This is a genomic window from Saccharopolyspora sp. NPDC050642, assembly GCF_040654735.1.
GTDB lineage: Bacteria > Actinomycetota > Actinomycetes > Mycobacteriales > Pseudonocardiaceae > Saccharopolyspora > Saccharopolyspora elongata.
The window spans coordinates 36676-50911 of sequence record NZ_JBFAIN010000052.1 but is presented as its reverse complement, the minus strand read 5'-3'; the positions used below and the strand labels follow the sequence as shown (position 1 = coordinate 50911).

Sequence of the window (14236 nt, the reverse complement as noted above, 5' to 3'; positions counted from 1 at the left end):
GGCACGATAGGTGATCACGTGGGGTCCTGGCTCTGCGGAAGATGATCTTGTGGTGAGACCTCTTCTACCAGGACCCCACGCCCACACCTCTTCAACCCCCCAGCACACACCACCTCAAGACCCCAGCCCCCATCCCACTGAGATCACCTCAATGGAAATTGCGGATCCCCGATGCGCGGAGCCGGGGACTGGCCTCGCGGTCGACTCACGAGCGCAGGGCGGCTTCGACCCAGCAGCCGGTCGCGAGGAGCGCGGACTCGTTCCGCGCGGGCCCGACGAGCTGGAGGCCCAGGGGCAGCCGGGTCGCGCTGCGCAGCCCCGGCACCGCCACCACGGGCAGTCCGAAGGCCTGCCAGGCCCGGCTGAGCACCGGGTCGCCGGTGGCCGCGAGACCAGCGGGTGCCGTCCCCGGGGCGGCCGGGCCCAGCACCGCGTCGTACGAACTCAGCATGGCCGACACCTGGGCGCCCGCGTCGGCCACCGTCTGGAGAGCGGCCTGGTAGTCGCCGTCCCGGGTGGTCGCGCCGGTCTGGAGGAGCTGCGCCAGCGGCTGGCTCAGCCGAGACGCCTGAGCCAGTTCCGCCGCACGTTCCCGGGCCGCCTCGTAAGCCATCACCACCGGATGCGCGGCGGTCGCCTCGGCAACCAGCGCTTCCGCCGGGAAGGCGTCGACCACCGCACCCCGTGCGCGAAGCCGCCGCGCGGCGCCGGACAACGCGGCCGCCATCTCGGGACCGACCACGCCGAGTGGCTCGGCGGTCCACAGCAGCAGGCGCGGAGGGCGGCGGGGGAGCAGCCCGACGTCCGGTTCACCGGTGAGCGCCGACCAGGCCAGCGCCAGATCGGACGCGGTCGCGGCGTACGCGCCGTGGCTGTCCAGGCTCGGGCTCAGCCCGGTGACCCCTTCCACGGGGAACCGGCCGCGGGTCATCACGAGGGAGGCGACGCCGCAGTAGGACGCCGGCCGGGTCACCGAGCCCGCGGTCTGGGATCCGAGCGCCAACGGCACCTGGCCGGCCGCGACCGCGGCGGCGGACCCGCTTGATGAGCCGCCAGGGGTGTGACCGGGCGCGGCCGGGTTCCAGGTGGGACCGGGCGCGAAGAAGGCGAATTCCGTGGTGACGGTCTTGCCGATCGGCACCGCGCCGGCCCGGCGCCATTCGGCGACGATCGCCGCGTCGGCCTCGGCGGGTGGGGCTTGCGCACGCAACTCCGAGCCGCACCGGGTCGGAAGTCCGGCGACGTCGATGATGTCCTTCACGCCGAGCGGCACGCCGCCGAGCGCACCCGCGGCGGAGGCGAGATCGGGGGCGGGGTCCGGCGCCACCCACGCGCGCAGATCGGACTCGGTGCCGGCGATGCGGTCGCGGCTGCGAGCGAGCGCTTCGGCGGGGGTGGTCGTTCCGGCGGCGAGCTGACCGGCGAGCTCGCGCAGGGACCACGGCCGCCACACCGGGGCGCTCATGCCTCGGCCCAGGCCGCGTCGGCCACCCAGTAGTCCATGCCGCTCGCGCTGACGCCGTGGCGCCATTCCGAGGTCCGCCGCAACAACGGCTCGACCTCCGCGGTGACGGCGTCGGCCGCGTCCGGGCCGTCCGCGTGCACCTGCCAGTGGACCCAGTTCAGTTCGCGTCCCTCGGCGTCGTGGACGAACAGGTCGACGTGGCGCCAACCGTAGCCGTGGGTGTCGTTGTAGCAGGTCAGCGTCATGGTGCCGCCGGCGGTTGACGGTCGGTTCACGGGAGGTCTCCTCCTCAGCGGTTCTTTCGGGATGCGTCGTCAGCCGCATGCGGTGGGGGACTCAACTTGCACCGCCGCGGGTTCTCAGGCCGTGCCCGCCCTTCTGGGCTACTGGGCGAGGACAGCCCCAGCGCCGCTGGTCATACACAAGTCGGGGATCCCGGAGTCCAGACGGCGGCCGCAACTCCCGCAGGGGGGCCGCTACCCGCACCGCCATGCAAGCCCATTGAAGAAATCATTTCCTCATGCGCTCAGCGGCGCGGCGTCCAGGCTGTGGAACCGGCGCTGGAAGTAGACCAACGCGCCGCTGTCCTGCTTGGTGCGGACCTTTTCTACCTCGACGAACAGCACCGAATGCGAGCCCAGGGTGCGTTCGGACACGATCCGGCCGATGACGGAGGCGATCGCGTTGCGGAGCACCGGAACGCCATCGACGTCGAGGTCCCACTGGCCTTCGGCGAACCGCTCGGCGGTGGGGACCTTGGTCGCGCCCGCGAAGTGCATCGCCAAGTCGTCCTGGTCGGCGCCGAGCACGTTGACGCAGATCCGGCCGTTGGCCATGAGGATGTCGTGCGAACGGCTGGACCGGTTGACGCAGACCAGCACGGTCGGCGGCGAGTCGGTGACCGAACAGGCGGCGCTGACGGTCATCCCGGCCCGGCCGCGCGGGCCGTCGGTCGTGATCACGTTCACCGCGGCGGACAGATTCGCCATCGCGGCGCGGAACTCGCGCTGGGTGCGGGTCGGCTCTGACACGATTCCTCCTGTGACGGACGCGGGCGGGAGGCTTGCTCTGCTCCGACGGTACGTCCGCGATCACGGTCGGAATATCGAGACTTCCACCGGCCGGCCTGAGGATTTCCCCTACGCCGGCGGGTGGTGTTCCCGGGCGAGCGGCAATGTGAAGCCGAAGCGGGAGCCGCCCTCGTCGCGGCGCTGCGCCCAAATGGTCCCGTGCTGGCGCGTGATGATCCGGTAGCTGAGCGCAAGTCCGACACCGCTGCCGTGTTCCTTGGACGTGAAGGATTCCTCGAACGGGTCGTGCGGCAGGCCGCGGCCCTGATCGTCGACGGTGAGGACCCCGGCGGCGTCGTCGATGCGCGTCGTGATGGTGATCCGCCGCCGGTCGGGGTCGCAGGCGGCCATCTCGTCGATGGCGTTGAAGCAGAGGTTGAGCACGACCTGCCCGGTGAGCACGCGTTCGCACCGGACGGCCACCGGTTCCGGATGGCGCCGCACCGCCACCTGCACGCCCAGCGGGGCCGCTCGGAGCCGGACGAAGTGCAGGCACTGCTCGACCACGTCGTTGAGGTCGACGACCTGCTTGACGTGTTCGAGGTGACCGACGAAGGCGCGGACGGCATTGACGATCGTGCTGGCCCGTTCGATCTGCTTCTCCGCGCTGTCGACCCCGAAAGCCAGCCGCGCAGCGGCCTCGGACGGCAACTCGCCCGAGTTCACCAGCGTCTGGCTGCGGGCCCGCACCCCGGCGAGGTAGTTGCCCGCCGCGGCGAGCGGCTGACCGAGTTCGTGGGCGATCGCCATCGCCATGTCGCCCATCGCGTTGTAGCGCGCCAGGTAGTTCTCCCGGTGCAGTTCGCGTTCCCGGCGGGCCTCCTCCTGCACGCGGTCGGAGACGTCGTGCAGGATCATCAGCAGGGCTTCGTCGTCGGTGTCCTTCAGGCGTTCCAGGCTTCCTTCCAGCCACACCGGTTCACCGGCGTCGCGGGGGATTTCGAGCCTGATCGCGGTCACCGGATCCGCCCGCGCGGCCACCTCGTCCCAAGTGGACGCGCGGCCGTCCGACCACAGCCGGCCGTACTGCGCGAGCGGGCCGAGCGGCTCGGTCGGACGCGCGCCGATGAGCGCGACCGCGGTGTCGGTGGCGAACCGGAGGGCGCCGGTGGCGTCGAGCATCAGCGCGATCGTCGAGGTGTGGTGCGCCAGCGCGTCGATGTAGGACGTCGTCAGCCGCAGTTCGCGCTCGATCTCCTGTTCCCGTTCGATGTCGCGGAACTGCACCATCACCGCGGGTCCTTGGGCCAGTTCGACCCGCACGGCGACCGCCTCGCTGGGAATCACCCGGCCCGACTTGGCGCGGTAGTGCCATTCGATGCGGCTGGCGCCCTTGTCGACCGCTTCCTGCAGCCAGGCGCGTCCGAGCACCCGGTCGTACTGCTGCGCCGAGCTGCTCATGTGGTTGGCCTTGAGCGGGCGCAGCTCGGTGACGCTCCAGCCGAGCATTTCGCACGCGGCGGGGTTGGCCCACAAGATGTTCTTGGTGGCCGCGTCGTGGATGAGCACGCACATCCGGCTGGCGTTCAGCATCGCCACGAAGTCGTTCGCGGCGAGCTCGGGGGCGCGCGGGTCGACCTGCATGACGCCAGCGTAGTTCGGTCCGAGCCCGGGGACCGCTGAAGAAATCCCCTATACCGACGCCGGGCACTACCAATACCGCGAGCAAATCCCGCTTCCTACCGTCGGATGCAGGCCGGAACGACGAGGAGGACCAATGGTGCACACCCAGGAGGCGGCCCCCGGGGCGACACCCCGTTTCGCGGATGCCGCCGTCACCTTCGACGACGTTCTGGCAGAGCTCGCGCGGCGGCGGGCGGAGTTCCGCGAGCAGCGCTACGTGCCGAAGGACTTCGTCGATCGGCTCAAGCGGATCGGGCTCTACCGCGCCGCCACCCCGGCCAGGTTCGGCGGCGAGCCGCTGCCGCCGGCGGAGTTCCTGGACCGGATCGAGCGGATCTCCGTGGTCGACGGTTCCACCGGCTGGGTCGCCAGCTTCGGCTCCGCGCTGATCTACCTCGCCGCACTCCCGGTGGAAACGCAGGCGAAGATCTACCGGGACGGCCCGGACGTCGCCTTCGCCGGCGGGTTGTTCCCGATCCAGGCGGCCGAGCCCACCGACCGCGGGTTCCGGGTCGACGGGCATTGGAAGTTCGCCAGCGGCTGCATGGGCGCCGACATCCTCGGCGTCGGCATCCCCGGCGACGAGTCCACCGCCGGCAAGCCGCGGACCGCGCTGCTGCGCCCGGACCAGGTCGAGATCGTCCAGAACTGGGACGTGGTCGGCATGCGCGGCACCGGCTCGTTCGACCTGGTCGTCCGCGACGTCGAGGTCCCCCGGGAATGGACGTTCATCCGCGGCGGAGAGACCACAGTGGACGAACCGCTCTACCGCTACCCCGTGATCGCCTACGCCGCGCAGGTGCTGGCCGTGGTCGGCGCCGGTGTGGCGCGGGCGGCGCTCGACCACGCCGAGGAGGTCGGCAGCGGATACGCCGGCGTGACCGGCGCGCCGAAGCTGGCCGACCGGCCCTACTACCGCGCGGAGGTCGCCGCCGCCGAGGCCGCGCTCCGTTCGGCCCGGGCGTGGTTCTACGAGCTCAGCAACGAGGTCTGGGAGACCGTGGTCGCCGGTGATCCCGCCACCGACGAGCAGAACGCGCATCTCCGCCTCGCCTCGGCGCATCTGGCCAGGACCGCCTCGGAGGTGGTCGGCAGGCTCGTCGAGATCTCCGGCACGGCACCGATCTACCGCGACCACCCGCTGCAGCTGTTGCTCGGCGACGCCCTGGTGCCCAAGCAGCACGCCTTCCTCGGGCCCGCGATGTACGACGCGGCCGGCGCCGTCCTCATGGGACTACCGCCCACGACACCCGGCTTCCGCTGAAAAGTGATTTCTTCAATGGGCTTGCGTGGCGGTGCGGGTGGCGGCCCCCTGCGGGAGTTACGGCCGCCGTCTGGACTCCGGGATCCCCGACTTGTGTATGTCCAATACGCGGCGCTGGGGCTGTCCTCGCCAAGAACCCCGACGGGGTGGGCACAGTCTGAGAACCCGCGGCGGTGCGAGCTGAGTCCCACACCGCATGCGGCTGCCGCCGCATTTTGAAAGGACCCTGAGCCGACCACCGACGACAGGAGACGAGCATGACCGCACAGCCGCTTCGCGTGCTGTTCTGCATCGGCATCAACCAGAACTTCTTCGACCTGCCCTCCGACGGCATCACCTCCGGTGCTGTCTGGCAGGCGTTCGTGTCCATGATGGACCAGCTCAAGGCGCTGCCCGGGGTGAGCTTCATCGGCGACATCGACGACGACTCGCACCTGGTCGGCCCGTCCGACGGCTGGCCGTGGACCTGCTACATCCTCGCCGACGTCGACACCCAGGACACGGTCAAGGCCGCCTGCAACCTCTTCCGCACCACCCCGGTGGGCAGCAGCGAGTTCAAGCTCTGGCGGTTCGCCAAGATCGAGGCCCGCATCGGCCGTGCCCTCACCATCCGCGACGACGTCGAGCTTCCCGACTGATCCCCGGAAAGGTTTCAGACCCATGACCGAGAACGTCTTCGACGTCGCGCCCGCCGACCTGGTCTCCGGCGATCGCGTCGCCGGCCGCCTCTACACCGACCCCCAGATCTTCGAGCAGGAGATGACCCGGATCTTCGAGCGCACCTGGGTCTGGGTCGCCCACGAAAGCGAGGTGCCGAAGCCGGGCAGCTTCAAGTCGACCTACGTCGGCCGCCAGCCGGTGATCGTGACCCGCGACCGCAAGGGCAACATCCACACGTTGCTCAACCGGTGCCGCCACCGCGGCGCGAGCCTGTGCGAGAAACCGAAGGGACAGGCCAACGGCTTCACCTGCCCGTACCACGCCTGGTCCTACGGCCTGGACGGGAAGTTGCGCGGCATTCCCTATCCCGACGGCTACGAAGGCGTCGTGGGCAAGACCGAGCTGTCGCTGAAGAAGCTGCGCACCGAGTCCTACGGCGGCATGGTGTTCGCGACCTTCGACGACGGCATCGAGCCGCTCGACGAGTTCCTCGGCGACGCCAGGCTGTGGATCGACCGGTTCATGAAGCAGGGCGGCGGTTACCCGATCAAGGTGCTCGGCAAGCACCAGTTCAGGTTCAAGGGCAACTGGAAGATCCAGCTGGAGAACACCACCGACGGCTACCACTTCCCGATCGTGCACCGGTCGTGGATGGCGTCGGTGGATGCCGAGACCGCCGACATGATGTCGTTCATGACCGACCCCGAGGCCATCACCCACGACCTCGGCCAGGGCCACAGCGTGATGCAGATGGTGCCCGAGCACTCCGATCTCGACGCGGACGATGGGAGCGAGCCGTTGCAGGCCCGGTTCGGCCACCTCGTCGAGGAGCTGTCGAAGACCCTCGACGCCGCCCAGGTGCGCAAGCTGATCCGCGCCATGCACGGCACCGGCTTCAACCTGAACCTCTTCCCGAACGTGTCGATGTCGGCGGCGTTCTTCCGCGTGCTGCGCCCGGTCGCGGTGGACGAGACGGTGATCGAGCACATCGCCATCGGCCCGGACGGACCGCCCGAAGTGGACATCGTCAACCGGGAAAGACTGCGCATCCACGAGCACTTCCAGGGCCCGTTCGGCTTCGGCACCCCGGACGACGCCGAGGGCTGGGACCGCGTCCAGCGCGGCGCGCAGGGCGCCCCCGAGATGCCGATCATGGTCAATCGCGGCCTCTCCCGGGAGAAACCGAGCCCGGAAGGCTGGCCCACCTCCCACGTCACCGATGAGACCGGCATGCGCGCGGCCTACGACCAGTGGAAGCAGATGATGAGCGATGACTGACGCGACGCCCACGCTCGCCCCGGCCCCGATCCCGACGACCGATCCGCGGGTGGCCCGGGCGATCGACCTGGTCTGGCGCGAGGCCGACCTGCTCGACCGCAAGGAGTACCAGGACTGGAACGAACTGTTCGCCGAGGACGGGATTTACGTCATCCCGATCGAGCCGGACACCGAGGACTTCGCCAACACGCTCAACATGGTCTACGACGACGCCCGGATGCGGCGGATGCGCGTGACCCGGATGACCGAGGGCTACGCGATCGCGGCCGTGGACGCCGCTCGCATGGTGCGCACGGTGTCGCGGTTCGTGCCGGAATCGGTCTCAGACGAGGAAGTCGTGCTGCGCTCGTCGCAAGTGCTCGTCGCCTACAAGCGCGGCGATCACGACATCTGGGCCGCCGACCTGGAGCACCGGATCCGCCTCTCGACCGACGGCCCGGCGGCCGACCGGATCGCGCTGAAGGTGGTGCGGCTCGTGGACAGCGAAGCTGCCGTCCCCGCTACGGGATTCCTGCTGTGAGCGCCGCGCAGGTCGCGGTCGTCACTGGCGGCGGCAACGGGCTCGGCGCGGCCATCGTGCGCCGGCTGCACGCGAACGGCTACCGCATCGCGATCGCCGACCTCGACGGCTCCGCCGCGGCCGTCCTCGCGGAAGAACTCGACGGCTCGGGCACCACGGCGAGGGGGTACGTGGTCGACGTCAGCGAACGAGCGGCCCTGGAGCGCCTGCTCGCGGACGTGCTGGCCGATTTCGGCGCGGTGCACGTCCTGGTCAACAACGCGGCCCGGACCCAGGCCAAGCCGCTGCTGGAGATCACGCCCGCCGACCTCGACTCCGTCATGGCGGTGAACTTCTCGGGCACGTTCCACGCCTGCCAGGTCTTCGGCGCCCACTTGGCGGAACGGGGCTACGGCCGAATCGTGAACATGGCCTCGCTGGCCGCGCAGAACGGCGGCACCGCGACCGGCGGTCACTACGCCTCGTCGAAGGGCGCGATCCTGTCCGCGACAAAGGCATTCGCCCGCGAGCTCGCCCCGCGCGGCGTCACGGTCAACGCGGTCTCGCCCGGGCCGCAGGACACGCCGATGGTGCGCTCGATCGTCGGCGAGGACAACCTCGAGAACTACCTCACGAACATTCCGGTCGGCCGGCTCGGCGACCCGGCCTTCATCGCCGAGATGGTCGCCCTGCTCGCCTCCCCGGGCGCCGCCACCGTCACCGGCGCCTGCTGGGACGCCAACGGCGGCCTCTACCTGCGCTGACGACGGGAGCGACGATGACGAACATCCTGGTCCGGGTCGCGGAGATCGCCGAGGAGACCGCCGAAATCCGCACGTTGCGACTGGTCCGAGACGACGGCGAGCCGCTGGGGCCGTACGAGGCCGGCGCGCACATCGACGTCGCGGGCCCGACCGGATTGGTCCGGCAGTATTCGCTCTGCGGCCCGCCCAGCGAAGTGTCGTCGCTGCTCATCGCGGTCAAGCGCGAGCCGGAGTCCCGGGGCGGTTCGGAGGCGCTGCACACCGTGTCCGCGGGTGACCACCTCAAGATCGGTGAACCGCGGAACCTCCTGACCGTGGCCGGCGACGCGGACAGGCACGTCCTCGTCGCCGGCGGCATCGGCATCACGCCGCTGCTGAGCATGGCCTACGAACTGGCCGGCCGGTCCGCCGACTTCGAGCTGCACTACTTCGTCCGCTCCCCGGACGAGGCCGCCTTCGTCGAACTCCTGGAGAACCGGGTGGAGTTCCGCGACCGGGTGCGCCTCCACTTCGGAGCACCCCGCGCCGAACACCCCGCCCTGCTCGCTCCGGTGGTCCCCGGGCTGACCTCCGCCAGCCACGTCTACACCTGCGGACCGCAAGGCTTCATGGACCAGGTCACGGCGATCTTCGCCCCGGCCATCGGCGAGAACAACGTTCACGTCGAGCACTTCACGGCCAACGAGATCGACACCAGCGACGACCTGCCCTTCACCGTCGAACTCGACACCGGCGAGGTCTTCGGGATTCCCGCGGGAAAGTCGATCCTCTCCGTCCTCACCGAAAACGGGATCGACGTCGCGAAATCGTGCGAGGAAGGAATCTGCGGCTCTTGCGTCTCCGGAGTCCTGGAGGGTGCGCCCGATCACCGCGACCAGTGCCTCTCGGCGTCCGACAAGGCCGCAGGCACGGAGATCGCGTTGTGCGTCTCCCGCGCCCTGAGCGACAAGCTCGTGATCGAGCTGTACTGAGGGCAGCAGGCACTGCGTCGACCGAAATCCGGGGTGACGCGTTCCTTCGGCGGGTTTCCGGCATGACGTCGAGCCGAGAGATCAGGCCCGACCCCACGGCCGATCATCACTTGCCCCGTCCCGCGTGCGCCGAACAACCGCTCACCGGGCGCTCCACTCCGGCGCGCTCAGGCCGTGCACATTGCCGCGGCCCATTCCTCGCTCGAACCGGCCTCGTCGCGCGGTGATCAGCGACTTCCCTGCCGAGCCCGCAGGTAGTCCGTCACGAGCCCTTCGAGCTCCGGCCGCTGCCCCTCCCAGCCCGCCGCGAGCGAGCCGGGGGTGCGGACGAGCGAGCGCTGCTGCCGGCCCGTTCGCCTCGTGTGGATCACCGTGCCGGTGACCGAGGATCCGTCGTCGGCCGGGCCGATGACGTCGAGGTGGTCGTCGAGGATCTCCTCGACATCACCGTTGAGCAGCACCTGCCCGGCGTCCAGCAGCATGAGGTGATCGCACACGTCGCGCAGTTCACCGAGCGAGTGCGAGGACAGCACCACCGTCATCCCGCGCTCGGCGACATCGGTCATCACCAGTCGGAGGAAGTCCTCCCGGGCGAGCGGATCGAGATCCGACATCGGCTCGTCGAGCAGCAGCAGCTTCGGCAGCCGGCCGAGGCTGAGCGCGAGCGCGAACTGGGTGCGCATGCCCTGCGACAACGAACTGACGCGGCTGCTGCGATCCATCTCCGGGTGCGCGGCCAGGGCCTCCTCCACCCGCTCCGGCGACCACCGCTGGTTCACGGCGCCCACCGTCCGGATCATCTCCGCGATGGTGAAGTCCTTGTACAGCGGGCGGTGCTGCGGCAGGTACGACGCGTCCGGGTGCAGGCGGCCGCGCACCTCGTCACCGAACACCCGCACCTGCCCGGCCGACGGCCGGATCAGTCCGGCCGCCAGCCCGAGGAAGGTGCTCTTGCCCCCGCCGTTCGCGCCGACCAGCCCGATCACCTTTCCCTCGGGCAGTTCGACGGTGCAGTCCCGGAGTGCCTGCTTCCGGCCGTAGCTCTTGGACAACCCGGTGGTGCGCAACGCGCTCATGATGCGTTCGGCCCCTCAACGTTGAAATGCTCGTCTCGGACGGCAGCGTAGAGCGCGTCGACGGCCTCCACGGCGAGACCACCGCTCTTCGCGCGGCTCATCCAGTCCCCCAGATCGCGTCGCAACGGCGCTTCGAGGGCGGTCAGCTCGCTCGCCAGCGAACGCGTCACGAAGGTTCCCACTCCTCGCCGGGCCTCGACCAGCGATTCGCGCTCGAGTTCGCGGTACGCCTTGAGCACCGTGTTCGGATTGACCGCCGTCGCCTCCACCACCTCACGCGCAGTGGGCAGCCGATCACCGGGCCCAAGCAGGCCCAGCCGCATGGCCTGTTTGACCTGCTGGATGATCTGGACGTACGTGGAGACCCCGGAACGACGGTCGATCCGGAACTCGATCATACGACCCAGCATAATCCGCCCCGCTCATCCGAGCGCGGAACCCGGCGCCGCCGGATCAGTGCTGCCGTTGCAGCGTCCACGCGGTTCCCACCAGCAGCAAGATCGCGGCGAGGCCGAACACGGCGAACTCGGCCAGCTGCAGACCCGGCGCCGCGGACGGGTAGATCACGTCGGCGAAGGTTCCGGTCAGACCCTTCTCCGCGTAGCAGGCACGAAAGTCCACATCAATCGGGCAGGAGGTCACGTCCGACGACTCAGGGCGCAGGACCTGCCCGCCTTTACCGAGGAAGCCGGAGTCCAGCACCATGGCCCCGGGCTCACTGGGCGTCGCACTGATCGTCGGGTCGGACGTGGTGAGGCGCTGCACCGGCAAGAAGTTCGGGGCGACGTTGGTCACCACCACGCGCAGTACGACCAGCGTGCCGAGCGTGGTGGACAAGGCCATCAGCGAACGCCGCATGACCGCGCCCAGCAGCGCACCCAGGGCGAAGCTGAACAGCAGGTGCACGACCGGCATCGGCCCGGTGCTGTCGAAGCTCAGCCACTGGAACGGGCCGCTCCGCAACGGGCCCAGCAGCCCGGCGGCCGCCACCCACCGGGCGACGAGCAACTGGAGCACCACCACCACGACGGCGGACGGCAGCAGCAGCACCGCCATCTTGGTGATCATCCAGCGGAGCCGGCTGACGGACTGGGTGAAGGCGAGCACGTGGGTGCCGTGCTCGATCTCCCGGGCGAACAACGGCGCGGCGAAGAACGCACCCAGCAGCGCCGGGAGCGCGAAGACCACCCCCTGTCCGACCTTGATCAGATCGAACCATTCCTTCTGGAACTCCACCCGCATCTGCGCGCAGTCGGGGGTCTTCTCGCGGATCGACAGGCACGCCTGCAGGCCGTACTCCTCGATGTCACCGGTCATGCTGGCATGCAGCACCAGCACGGTCGCGCTACCGAGCAGCAGCAGGGCGGCCAGGGTGATCAGCTGTGCGCGATGTTGCCGCCAGGCGACCCAGATCATGCCGCCACCTCCGTGTTGTCGTCGTTGTTGCGCATGTAGGCCAGCGCGATGTCGTTCAGCCGGGGCGCGTGCTCGCGCCACCCGGATGCTGTCACCGGCCCGCGCCGCTTGGTGATCAGGACCTGCTCCTGCCCGGAGTGCACGCTGTCGACGACGTCGCCCGGCGCAACGGGCAGCTGCCCGGCTCCCCGCAGAACGCGGTGCCGGGCAACGAGATCGGCGACCGGCCCGTCCAACCGCACCCGGCCGCGGCTCAGCAGCACCAGGTGATCGCAGACCGCTTCGAGTTCTTCCAGCACGTGCGAGGACAGCAGGATCCCGATGCCGTGCTGCCGGGATTCCTCCTGCAGCGTGCGCAGAGTCGCCTGCCGGGCCAGCGGGTCCAGCTCGGCCAGGGGCTCATCGAGCATCAGCAGCCTGGGGCGCTTCCCCAGCGCCAGCGCGAGCGCCACCCTGGTGCGCTGCCCGCCGGAGAGCTTGCCGACCTTGGCCTCGAACGGCACCTCCGCCGACCGGACGAGCTGCTCCGCGTACGCCTGGTCCCAGCGGGTGTTCATCCGCGCGGCGAAGCGCAGCGTCTCCGACACGGTCAGGCCGGCGTAGAGCGGCTTCTGCTGGGTCACGTAGGCCACTTCCTCAGGCGCACCGGTTCCGCTGGGCCGCCGCTCGAACACCTCGATGTAGCCTTCAGTCGGCTTGAGCAGACCGGCGGTCAGACCCATCAGAGTGCTCTTGCCCGCCCCGTTGTGGCCGACCAGCGCGACCACCCGGTTCGGGGGCAACGACAGCGAACAACCGCGCAGCGCCCACCCGCGGCGATATCTCTTGGCCAGCTGGTGCGTCCGCACCGCGGGCACCTCTCCTGCATTCATGATCGCCCTTCCCGGTTCAAATGACCATTTCACCAGTTATCTAGTGAAACAGTACACCAGGGAGATCGCGTTGTTCGCCGAACCGCCGAATCCCCGACCGGTCCCCGCGGAGCGGAAGCGGTAATCCCCTTCGCCACCAGCGGGATCGACGTTCGTGGGGGAGAACCCTCCGCCGCGCGCACCGGCGGACACGGTTGCTGGACGGCCCAGAATCGTTGTGTGGCCGGGACGTCTCGTCCCGGCCACTTCACGCCCGGATCACCGAGCAGCGGGCGAGCCGAACCGGTAACGGACGCACCACGCCGTCATCGGCATCCCGGGGCGCGACGGATCGTCCTCGATCTTCTCCCGCAGCCGCCGGACGTGAAGTGACGGTCGAAGCATCACCGAAGTCATGCGACCACACCGCCCGCATCAGCTCGTCCCGCCGCAAGTAGTCACATCAAGGCGATCCACAGTTGGTTCGACAGACCCGGGATGGTTCCCGGTGCCAGCAGGCGGTCGAGCCAAAGACACTCGAAGCACGCTTTCCCGGGCTCCTCACCGTCCTCTTCCAGGACCCGAACGAACCGTCCTGAGCGCGTCGTTCGAGCCCCTCCCGGGAAGGCGCGGGCGCAACCTGATCCGCGGTCAGGATGAGCACACGGCACCCGGCGGTGCGAGCCGCCGTGCCGACGCTGTCGCGCGCCCAGTGAGCCGAGAGCACCGCGACATTGCCCGTTGCCCTACGGTGCCGCGGGTTCGGATCCCTCGAACACCTCGCGGTTACGGGCAATCTCAACCTGGTGTTCCTGAACCCAGCGCACCACGTGCGCGACGGTGTCGCTGAGCGATCGCCCCAGCGGGGTCAGCGCGTACTCGACGCGAGGCGGTACCTCGGCGTAGGCCGTTCGCGTGATCAGACCGTCGCGGGTCAGCGCACGGAGAGTCTGGCTCAGCATCCGCTGCGACACCCCGGCGATCCGCTCGTGCAAGGTGGTGAAGCGCAGCGGTCCGTCCGCGAGCGTCGTGACGACCAGGACGGTCCACTTGTCTCCGACACGGGCGAGCACGTCGCGCACGAGTTCGATCGTCGCGGTGCACTCCGGGCCGACCCCGGCGGCCGCCAGCTGGGAACGCAGTGCGGAATCCAAGAGCCTGTTCCCTTCGAGTGCGTAGCTGACTTGAAAGTGCGTAAGCGCGAGACCTTGATCGCGGCGGCCACGCCCCGTTACATACGGATAGTAACTAACGGGCGCTGCGCCCCGAACCGCCGCGACACCACGTGAGGGAAAACAT

15 protein-coding genes and 1 pseudogene are annotated in these 14236 nt (G+C 69.6%); 6 read left to right on the top strand and 10 right to left on the bottom strand.

Annotated elements, in window-relative coordinates; all coding sequences use genetic code 11:
- Positions 1-205 precede the first annotated feature (205 nt).
- From AB0H93_RS40475 to AB0H93_RS40460, 4 genes are all read right to left on the bottom strand, one after another.
- On the bottom strand, positions 206-1465 hold the full coding sequence (locus AB0H93_RS40475; protein WP_358581330.1) for an amidase: 1260 nt from the start codon (positions 1463-1465) through the stop codon (positions 206-208).
- Positions 1462-1740 (bottom strand): hypothetical protein, encoded by a 279-nt coding sequence (locus AB0H93_RS40470; RefSeq protein ID WP_358581328.1) that lies wholly within the window; start codon positions 1738-1740, stop codon positions 1462-1464. Before AB0H93_RS40470 ends, AB0H93_RS40475 begins: the two co-directional genes overlap by 4 nt.
- A gap of 243 nt (positions 1741-1983) precedes the next feature.
- Entirely contained in the window at positions 1984-2496 is a 513-nt protein-coding gene (locus AB0H93_RS40465) for a flavin reductase (RefSeq protein ID WP_358581325.1), read from the bottom strand.
- A 108-nt stretch (positions 2497-2604) separates the two neighbouring features.
- Positions 2605-4119, bottom strand: coding sequence for a PAS domain-containing sensor histidine kinase (locus AB0H93_RS40460; RefSeq protein ID WP_358581323.1), 1515 nt, complete (start codon positions 4117-4119; stop codon positions 2605-2607).
- Positions 4120-4252: 133 nt separating this feature from the next.
- Here AB0H93_RS40460 and AB0H93_RS40455 point away from each other — a divergent pair, with 133 nt between their 5' ends.
- From AB0H93_RS40455 to AB0H93_RS40430, 6 genes are all read left to right on the top strand, one after another.
- Positions 4253-5422 carry an acyl-CoA dehydrogenase family protein gene (locus AB0H93_RS40455; protein WP_358581321.1) on the top strand — a complete coding sequence of 390 codons (1170 nt, stop codon included), beginning with the start codon at positions 4253-4255 and terminating at the stop codon, positions 5420-5422.
- Positions 5423-5679: 257 nt separating this feature from the next.
- Positions 5680-6060, top strand: coding sequence for a hypothetical protein (locus tag AB0H93_RS40450; RefSeq protein WP_358581319.1), 381 nt, complete (start codon positions 5680-5682; stop codon positions 6058-6060).
- Positions 6061-6082: 22 nt separating this feature from the next.
- The gene (locus AB0H93_RS40445) at positions 6083-7360 is read left to right on the top strand and encodes an aromatic ring-hydroxylating dioxygenase subunit alpha (RefSeq protein WP_358581317.1); all 1278 of its coding nucleotides are present in this window, start codon (positions 6083-6085) and stop codon (positions 7358-7360) included.
- Complete coding sequence (locus AB0H93_RS40440; protein WP_358581314.1) at positions 7353-7880, top strand: aromatic-ring-hydroxylating dioxygenase subunit beta; 528 nt, start codon at positions 7353-7355, stop codon at positions 7878-7880. Before AB0H93_RS40445 ends, AB0H93_RS40440 begins: the two co-directional genes overlap by 8 nt.
- Entirely contained in the window at positions 7877-8623 is a 747-nt protein-coding gene (locus AB0H93_RS40435; RefSeq protein ID WP_358581312.1) for an SDR family NAD(P)-dependent oxidoreductase, read from the top strand. The genes AB0H93_RS40440 and AB0H93_RS40435 overlap by 4 nt, the downstream gene beginning before the upstream one ends.
- Positions 8624-8637: 14 nt before the next feature.
- Complete coding sequence (locus AB0H93_RS40430; protein ID WP_358581309.1) at positions 8638-9594, top strand: PDR/VanB family oxidoreductase; 957 nt, start codon at positions 8638-8640, stop codon at positions 9592-9594.
- Between the two features lie 227 nt (positions 9595-9821).
- On the opposite strand, the gene AB0H93_RS40425 is transcribed toward AB0H93_RS40430, so the two are convergent.
- The 6 genes and pseudogenes from AB0H93_RS40425 to AB0H93_RS40400 form a co-directional block, all read right to left on the bottom strand.
- Positions 9822-10670, bottom strand: coding sequence for an ABC transporter ATP-binding protein (locus AB0H93_RS40425; protein ID WP_358581307.1), 849 nt, complete (start codon positions 10668-10670; stop codon positions 9822-9824).
- Entirely contained in the window at positions 10667-11068 is a 402-nt protein-coding gene (locus AB0H93_RS40420) for a GntR family transcriptional regulator (RefSeq protein ID WP_358581305.1), read from the bottom strand. Before AB0H93_RS40420 ends, AB0H93_RS40425 begins: the two co-directional genes overlap by 4 nt.
- A gap of 55 nt (positions 11069-11123) precedes the next feature.
- Complete coding sequence (locus AB0H93_RS40415; RefSeq protein ID WP_358581303.1) at positions 11124-12086, bottom strand: hypothetical protein; 963 nt, start codon at positions 12084-12086, stop codon at positions 11124-11126.
- On the bottom strand, positions 12083-12958 hold the full coding sequence (locus tag AB0H93_RS40410; protein ID WP_358581301.1) for an ABC transporter ATP-binding protein: 876 nt from the start codon (positions 12956-12958) through the stop codon (positions 12083-12085). The genes AB0H93_RS40415 and AB0H93_RS40410 overlap by 4 nt, the downstream gene beginning before the upstream one ends.
- A 258-nt stretch (positions 12959-13216) precedes the next feature.
- A pseudogene (locus AB0H93_RS40405) lies at positions 13217-13394 on the bottom strand (helix-turn-helix domain-containing protein); the annotation flags it as partial.
- Between the two features lie 289 nt (positions 13395-13683).
- On the bottom strand, positions 13684-14091 hold the full coding sequence (locus tag AB0H93_RS40400) for a helix-turn-helix domain-containing protein (protein WP_358581298.1): 408 nt from the start codon (positions 14089-14091) through the stop codon (positions 13684-13686).
- Positions 14092-14236 lie beyond the last annotated feature (145 nt).